Annotated in this window: 5 protein-coding genes; 2 read left to right on the top strand and 3 right to left on the bottom strand. The window is 20.8% G+C overall.

The annotated features are described in order from the left end of the window. Positions 1-145 precede the first annotated feature (145 nt). Together VBM87_RS02145 and VBM87_RS02140 are read left to right on the top strand one after the other, a co-directional pair. Entirely contained in the window at positions 146-658 is a 513-nt protein-coding gene (locus VBM87_RS02145; RefSeq protein ID WP_323177181.1) for a hypothetical protein, read from the top strand. Positions 659-1,071: 413 nt separating this feature from the next. Next, positions 1,072-9,270 carry a hypothetical protein gene (locus tag VBM87_RS02140; RefSeq protein ID WP_323177180.1) on the top strand — a complete coding sequence of 2,733 codons (8,199 nt, stop codon included), beginning with the start codon at positions 1,072-1,074 and terminating at the stop codon, positions 9,268-9,270. Between the two features lie 176 nt (positions 9,271-9,446). On the opposite strand, the gene VBM87_RS02135 is transcribed toward VBM87_RS02140, so the two are convergent. The 3 genes from VBM87_RS02135 to VBM87_RS02125 form a co-directional block, all read right to left on the bottom strand. Beyond that, positions 9,447-9,641, bottom strand: coding sequence for a hypothetical protein (locus tag VBM87_RS02135; protein WP_323177179.1), 195 nt, complete (start codon positions 9,639-9,641; stop codon positions 9,447-9,449). A 424-nt stretch (positions 9,642-10,065) separates the two neighbouring features. Continuing rightward, positions 10,066-10,728, bottom strand: coding sequence for a YbhB/YbcL family Raf kinase inhibitor-like protein (locus tag VBM87_RS02130; protein ID WP_323177178.1), 663 nt, complete (start codon positions 10,726-10,728; stop codon positions 10,066-10,068). 9 nt (positions 10,729-10,737) lie between these two features. After that, the gene (locus tag VBM87_RS02125) at positions 10,738-11,298 is read right to left on the bottom strand and encodes a YbhB/YbcL family Raf kinase inhibitor-like protein (RefSeq protein ID WP_323177177.1); all 561 of its coding nucleotides are present in this window, start codon (positions 11,296-11,298) and stop codon (positions 10,738-10,740) included. Positions 11,299-11,305: the final 7 nt, after the last annotated feature.

Here is an 11,305-nt window from a genome sequence, read left to right as displayed (position 1 = left end):
AAACTGAAAAATATATTTTTTTCAGTTTTTTTTGTATTACATAGATTAATAAATTGAACTAGTTAAAATAAAAATAATATAATTTCAATATAGTAAAAATTATAAAAGATTGATTTGTGAAAAATTCAAATTGGAGTGAATACTAATGAAATATTTAAATATATTTTTAAAATATTTTATTTCTTTTTTTGGAACTTTTACTTTTTTAAGTAATGCATGACTTAGTTTTGAACTAACTCAAGGATTAAACTATTATATTATTTATACACTGATAACATTGTTATTAATTCAAATAGTGAATTGATTCATTCCAATAAAATTAGAAAAAAAATATAAAACCTATAAACTAAAGAACGTTTCTCAAATAATAAATTCGTTGTTTTTTATTTTATTTTTGATTTTAATTTGTTTTGTTGCTTATTTTTACAGAACTATAGCAAATACAACTAATTATAAAATTTATTCGATGCATGAAGAAAAACCAATGACTTACGAAGAGTATTTTGATTTACATTTTTATAGAGATTTTAAGTATTTTATTTTTTATTTACCAATATATATATTTTTATATTTAATAAATGATTTTTCTTATTATTTTTTAATTGAAAACATTAAAAAGAAATTCAACAAATATAATTGTTTAAAATATCCTAATTAAATTAAACACAATAAATAAATTAATCAAGAAATTAAAAAATATTGATAATTTTAATGATAATTATGCCATACAAGAAAGTTTTGTAAATATGAAAAAATAATAAAAATTATATATACAATTTTAATGCTATCAACTTATTTAAATTTTTATTAAAACATATTGAATAATCTAATTATTTTAAATAGTCAAAAAATTACAATTTACAACCAGAGATAATTACAAATAATAATCTCTGATTTTTATATTCTTTAATTTATTAAATTCTTAAAAAGTTGATTTTTAAAGAATTTTTTATAAAAATTAGCGTTTTTTGTGACTTATATATATATATATATATATAATTTAAATATTAAGCATTTTAAATGCTTAAAAATATTTATTTGTTTTAATTTCAAAAATCAGAAAGAATAATTATGAAAAATCAAAATAAAAACAAAATTAAAAAAATTATTTTAGGCTCAGGAATTGTTTTAAGTTCATTAACTTTTATGCCTGTTTTAGCTGCTACTAGTGTTGTTCCTAAAGACGAATTTAAACGCAGAATTCAAACAGTTATTAATACAATCCAAAGACAACATTTTAATGTTATTACAAGAGATCAATTAATGCCAACATTAAACAGAATGATAATCGATAACGAAAATAATGATAACATTCAAAGTGATTTTGTTGAAAAATTAGAATATGCTTTAGAAATAGCCAAAAACATGACAATGATTGGTCAAGGTAGATATATAAATTTAGAAGGTCAAGAAGTAAGAGCTAACAATATTTCTGGTGGTGGATTAAATAATTACTACGATCCAGGTAATCAAAGAAGTTATGTAGCTTCACACATGGCTGATATTATTGTTAAAAGAGATTTTTTAAATTTAACTCTTGAGCAAATGAAAGAAAGAATTAAAAATGAACATTTAAGAGCTCAAACTATAGATATAATCAATACTAGATGACCTCTTAGACCTAACACTTGAGAAACTAAAGGATTTTTTCCTAATGACACTAGAGTTGGTTTACAAATGACTTTATCACAATTAATGACTCAAGTTATGAACCATAAAGCAAGCGATATTGCAGCTACAAGAGAAAAGTTTTTAAATATTCATAAATATTATGATGCTATGATTGCAATTAAAGATAATAAAGCTCTTAATGATCAAGCAAGAACTCAATGAGATAATTTAAATCCTAATAGTAAAACAACTTTAGCTTTTACAACTAGAAAAGAATGAATTTCTTTAGTGAGCTCATGAATGAAAAATTATGAGGCTAATAAAGAAAATTTTGAAGAAAAATTAAAAGAAGCAACAATTAAAGCTACTGCTATCAGTGATATAATTAATTTTGTTAATGGTACTATAGGTTTAAATGATGTAAATGCTAAAACAGATTTAATTAAAAAAATTAATGCTATTGATTATAGAAACAAAAATGGTTTAACTCAAGAAACAAAATACGAATTATTAAAAGCAATAATTGATCAAATTAAAGTTATTAGTAATAACAATTATTTAACACAACAAGACAAAGATGCTTTAATTAATAATTTAGCTACTGTATTTACTCCTAATATATATGATAATGATAACAGTGCTACTGAAGAAATGAAAAAGCAATTGGTTAATAACATTAAATTAAAAATTCAAGAAGTTGAACAAATTAACCAACATTTAACTCAAGTTTATCAAGAAATTCAAGCTCCAGGTACAATTAATCCTAATGGAGAAGAAACTTTAGATAATAACTTTTTAACTTTGGAAGAAATTAGAAATAATATTAATTTAGTTGATACTAAAGATATCAATAGTAATGATTATGTTAGCTACAGCAGTGATTATGTTAAAAGAAATCAAACTTTAATTAAAATTGGTAAATTAAATTTAGAAGCTAAACATAAACCAAAAGTATCACTTATAAATGATTTAAATGTAATTATTTTTGAAGATTCTCAAATGGATACTAAATTAGATAATGAATATAAAAGAGCTCAATTAATTAAATATATCGAAGAGCAAAATGCTAGAGAAACTTTTAAAGATAATTTAATAGAAAAAGCTATTGAATGACCACAAATAAATGAGGCTAATTCACAAAATGCTAATACTAATTTCGAAAATGAATTAAATCAAACCAAAGTAATGGTTGATCCTTATGTTAATGTTAATAATAGAAGTGAAATAACACAAAATAACATTGATATTATTTTGAATCGCTACGCACAAGAAATTAAAAATGCTTCTAATTATGATCAATTAGCTAATGTTAAAACTAAAATTGAAGAACGTATTACTTTATTAGATCAAGTAAAAAATTCAAATTTAAAAAAACAAGAAAAAGCTATTCTTTATAGTGCAATTGCTAATTTAGATACTGATTTAATTCAAACAACAAATGATAAATCACAAGCAGTTAAAAATTTAGAAATTATTATTGAACAATTAACTAATTTAAATAATGTTACTAATATAGAAAATATTAATGAAAATACTTTAAATACTTTCAGATTACAAATTGCTTCATGAGACTTAAAATTTACCCAAGAACAAATTAATTATGCAATTGAACATAATCTTAATAAAAATAATGCTAATAGTAAATTAAATTTGTTTCTTAATACAGCTACTAAAACTCCTCAATTAGTTGATAATATTAAAAATCAATATAATAATGATATTTTAAATACCAATTTTAACTATAGTCAAATTGCTGATACAGCAAGCGAGGCAAAAAGTAAAAGGATTAAAAATAAATTAGATTTAATTGATAAGATCAATGCAACTAATTTTGATGATGATGATAAGAATAAATTAATCGTTTATATAACTACATTTTTAATTGATAATGATACTGATTTAAATTTAACTAATAGCGATAGTAAAAATAGTCTTTTAAATTTAGTTTTAAATTATGCTAATGAATTAATTAATGATGATCAATTAAGCTTAGAACAAAAAAATAAATATTTAAAACAATTATTTACAAAAGATCCTGCCAAAATTACGGTTGAAAATTTTAAAAATAAAATTACATTAATAAAACAAATTCAACAAGATAGTTTAATTGGCTCAAATGATAAGAAATATTTTTATGATCTTTTGGATAATTTAAATCCTTCTGATGATGATTTTCAAAGTAATTATCAAAATTTAAATAATGATTATTTAACAATAGCTACGAAAAGAAATATTGTACAAGAAATTAATGCTAAATTAAATGAAATTATCGCCATTGTCAAAACTAATGATATAGAAGAAATTTTGCCTTTTATTAATAAAGAACAAACTCTTATAGAAAATTTTAAAAATGCTTGAAATTTAGCGCAAAGCAATAAAGATAATGATAATTTACGTTTAAATGCAATTGCTTTTTACACTGATATAAGAGATAATTTAAATGCTAGTTTTACAAACTTAGATTTTGATTTAGAATTAACGCAAAAACTAAAAAGATTACAAAATTTAACTCATATTTCAAATGAACAAAAACAGCAAATAAGAAATACATTATTACAAATTAGAGATAACACTAATGCTAAAAATTTATTAGATCAAATTATTATTTTAGAATCAGTTTTAAGTGAATTAAAAAATAAAACTTTAGAAGAAAATACAGTTAAAAATTCAGATAATTATAATCTTGAAACTATAGAAAAAAGAAATGATTATGATAATGCTTTAATAAAAGCAAAAGAGAAAATCGAAGAACTTGAAAATTTTGATTTTAATAATATAAATGTTAATAATGCTTTAATAAAAATCAATGAACTTTCCAACTTATATACTAATTTAGAAAATGCTCAAAACAATTTAGAAGGAAAAAAATCTCAATTAAAAAATAAAATCGATAAAGCTAAACATTTAGATAAAACACAAAAAGAAAATTTTAAAAAACAAATTGATTTACTAGATGAAAATAATTGAGATGATAATAGTGCAGAACAAATTATTAATCAAGCTTTTGCTCAAGCTAAAGAAAATGTTAATAATTTTATTGAGAAAATGAATAATTTAAACATACAAGAAAAACAATCATTTAAAAATAATGTTAATCTTGCTGATTTAGACGATAATTTAATTGATAAAAATATTGATTTAATTTATCAAGAAGCACAAAATTTACATCAATTAAGACAAGAGTTAATTGATCAATTAAATAAAACACAAAATCTTAATGATGCTCAAAAAACAGCTTTAAAAAATGAAATTGATAATGCTGATAATGATAGTAAAAATACTTTAAAAACATATATCGATAATTTAGAACAAGCAATGCTTGAATATAGAAATATTGAAAAAGTTGATAAAAATACAATTAATTATCAATTAGCAGATGAGAATTTAAAAGATCAATATAATCAATATGATCAATTAAGAGATCAAATTATTAATTCTGAAAGTAAACAAAATGCAACATTAGAAGAAATTAAAACTCAAATTAAAAACTTAAATGAAGCTATTAATAATTTAAATGGTCAAGCTAATTTACTTAAAAAACAAGAAGAAACAATTAATTTAATCAAGAATAATTTTATGCATTTAACTAATGCGCAATTAACAACTTTAGAAAACTTAATAAAACAAGCTAATAATTATCAAACAATAGATGATATTCAAAATAACGCTCAACAATTAAATAATCAAATGCAGATTTTAAAAGATTATATTAATAACGATAATAATTTAAAAGAAAGTCAAAAATATAATCAAGCTACACAAATATATAAAAATGAATATGATAAAACATTTAATGTAAGTAGAGAATTATTAAATGAATTAAATGATTTTAATAATTCTAATTTATTGAATTTTACAAATATTGAAATTCAAAATAATACTTTGCAAGATAAAATTGATAATTTAAATGGCGAAATAATAGCAAAAGCTAAAGAAAAAGCTATAAATAAAATTAATACATTCAAAGATTTAGATATTAAGCATAAAGAACAATTAATCGAATTAATTAAAACCAAAGATACTACAGAAAAAATAGAAAATTTAACCAATCAAGCTGAACAATTAAATACTTTAATAAATAATGCAAAAAATCATTTAAATCAAAAAGATAATATTAAAGTATCATCATTATATCTTGATGAAAATCAAGAAAATAAAACTAATTATGATCATGCTTTAAATGATTTAGAAACAAATATTAATAATTTATTACAAACAGAATTAACAGATGATAATTTAGATAATAATATTAATGAATTAATTGCAAAAACAACAAAAACAGAGCAAACATTAAATAATTTGGATGGTAAAAGAAAAAATCTTAAAGATAAAATTAACAAAATGATTCATCTTGTACAAGAAGAAAAAAATCAATTAAATGATGAAATCAATACTTTAGAAAAAGATTTAACAAACCATCAAATAAATCAATTGAAAACTAAGGCATTTAATGAAGCTAAAGCTAACGTAAAAACTAAAATTAATCAATTATTAGATTTAGCACAAGAAGAAAAAGATCAATTAAATGATGAAATTGACAAAGCTTTAATTGATGATAATGTTATTGATCAAAAACTTCAGGATATTTTAGATAAAGCCAATGAAGCAAATAAGAAAAAAACTAACTTAAAAGATTTCTTAGAAAATACACAATATCTTAACGATGCTCAAAAAACAACTTTAAGAAATGAAATTACTTTAGCTCACTCTAATCAAATAGATCAATTAAAAACTAAAATTCAAGCTTTAGATAATCTAATGAAAGAATATAAAGAAATTGAAGTTGTAGATAAAAATGATATTAAATATTCACAAGCTGATGAAAATCCACAAAAAACTTATGATAATGCTTTAGAAGAGCGTGAAAGTATCATTGATAAAACAAATGGCTTAAACTTAAATAAAGAGCAAATTGAAGCTAAAATCAATGATTTAAAACAAGCAGAAAATAATCTTAATGGTCAAGAAAAAGTTAAAAAATCTCGAGAAAATGCTATTAGTAGAATTAATAATGAATATAGTTCATTAACTGAGGCGCAAAAAGCTAAGGCTATTAAAAAAATTAATCAAACCAATAATCTTGAACAAGTTAATCAAGCTGATAATGAAAATAAAGTATTAAATGGTCAAATGCAAACTTTAAGAGATTATCTTGCTAACGAAAAGAATTTAAAAGCAGACAATAATTATCTTAATGCTTCGCCAGATAAAAAACAAGTTTATGACCAAGAAATTATCAAAACTCAAAATCTATTAAAACAATTAGAAGAAAATAATAATAACGATTTATTAAATGAAAATTTAGTAAATCAACAAAATCAAAATCTTCATAATGCTATTGATAATTTAAATGGTAATAATATTACTGAAGTTCGTAAGCAAGTAATTGATTATATTAATCAATTAAATAATCTTAATGATAAACAAAAAGAAAATTTAATTGCTCAAGTTAATAAAGAAGTTGAAAATGAGAAAATTTTAGCAATAAAAGATTTAGCAAATAATATTAATCAAACAATGCAAAATCTTAAAAATCAATTAGCTAAATATTACAACTTAGCTACTGATAAAAAATACTTAAATGCTACAAGTGAGAAAAAACTTACTTTTGAAGATATTAAAAATCAAGCAGCAAATCTTGTTGATAAAGTAAAAGGTGCTAATGTTATTGATCAAAAAACAATTGACCAATTAGCAAAAGATTTAGAAGCTAAATATAATGATTTAGATGGTGAACAATTACTTAAAAATAAACAAAATCAAGCTAAAGAAAACATTGATCAGCTTACTAATTTAAATAATGCTCAAAAAGAAGCTTTAAAAAATGAAATTGATAATGTTTTATTAATTGCTGATGTAGATGATATAGTTAATAAAACTTTAACTTTAGATAATTTAATGCAACAACTTGCTAATACGTTGCAAGATTTAGAAAATGAATTAAATCAAGAAAATAATGATTCTTATAAAGCAGCTAGTTCAAGAACTAAAAATAATTATGATAAATTAAAAAATCAAGCATTAAATTTATTAGAAACTAACTCAATGCAAAATCTCGATTCTCAAGCTGTTAATCAATTAGAAAAAGATTTAATTGAAGCCAAAGAAGCGCTTGATGGTGATTTAAATTATGAATTTAAAAAAGAAAAAATTAAACAAAGTATTCAAAATAATTCTCATTTAAGTCAAAAAGAAAAAGATAAATTAATTCAACAAGTTGATAACATTAAAGTACCAAGCGATGTAAATAATGCTAAACAAATCAAATGATTTAATGAGCAAGTTGATCATTTACTGGATAAAAAAGATTTAATTCAAGAAATTAACAATAAAACTAATTTAACCAACGAACAAAAAAATGATTTAATAGATGATTTATTAAATATAGCTGTTAATGATCAAGAAAATCAAGCTAATAATTTAAATAATTTCAAAGAAAGTAAAATTAATTTAACAACTAAAGAAAATCTTTATCAAAAAGTTAAAAATGAACAAATTTTAAATCAAGAAGATAAAAAAACGTTAAATAATCTAATTGATAATTTAGATCCTACAAGTAAAGATTTTGCTAATAAAGTTAATGAATTTAATAATAGATTTAACGAGCTAATTAATAAACAAAAAGATCAAAATGCTCAAAAAGAATTAAATGAATTTTTAAAACAAACTAAATATCTTAATAATGCACAAAAAGAAGCTTTAGAAAAAGAAATTGCAAATCTTAATTGACAAAATCAAAATCTTTTAAAAAATAAAATTATTTTATTAGATCAAGCAATGCAAACTTATAATAATATTCAAACAATTGATGCTAATAATATTAATTATTCACAAGCTGATTTAGATTTAAAACAAGCTTATGATAAAACTTTAAATGATAAAAAACAAACAATAGATAAAATAAAAGGAAATGTTTTAGATTTAAATCAAGTTAATCAAGCTATCAATGAGTTAAGAAATGCTATTAATAATTTAAACGGTTATACTAAAGTCAATAAACAAAAAGAATTGATAAAAAATAAAATTAACCAAGAATATCAAGCTTTAACTAATGCACAAAAAGATAAGGCACTTGAAGCTATAAATCAAACTAATGATTTAAAAATTTTAAATCAATTAAATGATAATTATCAAAATATTAACAATTTAATGCAAAATTTAAGAAATCAATTAAAAAATAATTCTTCAGTAATAATCAATAATAATTATTACGATGCAACAAAAGAAAATAGAAATAATTATGATCAAATTATTAATAAAAGTAAAAATCTGTTTGAGGACTTGCATAAAAATAACAATAACGATTTATTAAATGAAACACTTTTGAAAACTAATAATGAACAATTTTTAAATTCTTTAAATAATTTAAATGGTAGAAGTAATTTAATTTTAGCTAAAGAGCAAGCAAATATAAAAATTAATAATTTAAATCAATATTCACTAAAAGAAAAAGAAAAAATTAATAAACGCCTTGATAATGCTAAAAACATTTATGAAGTACAGAAAATATTAAATGAGTTAGAAAATAATCATAATTATTTTGATACAAATAATAAATATTTAAACTGATTAATTCTTATTCTACTATGAGTAAGCATTATTCTAACTGGAGGATTAAGTTATTTTGTTTGATTATTGGTAAAAAAATTCAATAAATAAAAATAAAAAAGAGTTATTTAAAATTAACTCTTTTTTATTAATTTTTTAATCAAAAATACATCCAATCCTAATGTTAAAACATAGGGATTATAATCAGGATATTCGCCAGATTCATTTAATGAATTTTGTCTATTTTTTGGTCATGAAAAATTAATTTTGCTAACAATTTGAGCACGTTAATATTCATTAGCTAATTTTTGTAAAAAATCATCTTTATTATCAACATTTAAAGTGACAATATAACTAGTTATTTTACCTTTTTGATTATTAACTCTATTATCATCAGCAGTACCGTTTATATAACCATTAACAATTCCATTATTAAAAGTTTTATATTTATTTTGGCCTATTAAATTAACAGTTTGAGCCATTAATTCATATAATTAAAGTTTTTGATTTACGTTTTTTACATATTTATTTTTTAATTCATTTATTTTTGAAATAATATTATTCAATCTAGAATAAGCTTGCTTATTTTTATAAGTAGTAAATTCTTTAATTTTATTTACTAAATTATCAATTTTAGTATTATTTTGATTATTACTTATACTTACTTCATCAGTAGATGAAATAGCAAAAGAAGTTGCAGCTATAATACTAGGTACAATTACTAAAAAATTTTTGATTTTTTCTTATTCATATTTTTAATATTTCTTTCATTTTACAAATTTTAAAATTAAATACGTTTAAATTATATTAAATCTATATATATATATATATATTAATGAGCAAAGTATTCATTTTAAATTAAAAAAGAATAAAAAAGAAAAAAGACTTTATTGTTTATCTTTTTTCCTATTTAACTTGTTTATATTTAAAAGTTAAAATTTGCTTACTTATAGTGTGTTTACTAATTGCTTGTATAAAATCTCCCACGTAAAAAGGTTCATTGAATGAATATTCTTTTTTATGATCATCTTTGTAATATTTTAAATCTTTTGCTTCAACATCTAAAGCATAAATATTAACTGTATAAATATGATCTTGATCTGGTGGATAACAACCAAAATATAATAAAGAATCATCAATATTTTTAGCCGTAAAAGCTTCTGGTAAAATGCCACCTAAATCGCTATTAATTTTATTGTTTTTTACTAAAGTTTGATTAACTGAAGAATTATGTCCTTGTCATAAAATATCATCACTATAAAAATAACTATTAGATTTTTTTCATTTACTATAGTCTAAGTATGATTGATTGGCTTGAATAAAATTATCTTTAATATTTAAAGCTACTCAGTGAATAAAAGGCATGCCAATAACTTTAGAAGCTGCAAAATCTTCAATTAAAATAGCATAAGATTTAGCATTATTTACTTTTGATCAAGTAAAATCAGGAGAGTAAGAAGCAAATAAGGTTTGATTAACATTATTTAATGCTCCGGCATGATCAGCTATATAACCATTTTCATTTATCATTGACGATTGCACAAAATTATTATTACCTAATTTTAACATTTTCTTCTCCTATTTATTTTTATATCAAAAATGATCTTCAATTTCATCAATAATATAATCATGCATTTGTTCATATAAATCACTCAAATGAAAACCATTTGTCAAATCTAAATGCTCTTTAGACAAAGCAACAATTTTAATTGTATACAAATGTGTATCGTCAGGAGGCATTGGCGGAAAATAATTACTTGCTTGTTTAAAAGTTTGCTTAAAAGCAGAAGGAATACATTCTATTAATACTCCTTGTTTATTTTCATTTAAACCTTCACATGTAGAATTAACACCTTGAACAATTGTAGTATCATTTAAATTTGCACCTTGAATTAAAAAATTATTTTTTATATTAGCTACAATTCAATGAATAAATGGTTGTCCTATTACTCTAGAAGCTTCATAATCTAATAAAATTAAAGCATAAGATTTAGCTAGAGGATTTTTTTCTCAAGATAAATCAAAATTTAGATAATGATTATTCTTTTTTTCTAAAGCAGAAGGTTTTAAATATATTTTATTATCAAATTCTTCAAAATATGAAGAATTAATTTTTCTTTGGTATTTTTTTATTTGCATACATAAA

The sequence above is a fragment of the Mycoplasma sp. 744 genome (genome assembly GCF_034863305.1).
GTDB lineage: Bacteria > Bacillota_I > Bacilli_A > Mycoplasmatales > Metamycoplasmataceae > Mycoplasmopsis.
The sequence above is the reverse complement of the archived record's forward strand: the minus strand, read 5'-3'. Positions and strand labels throughout refer to the sequence as shown.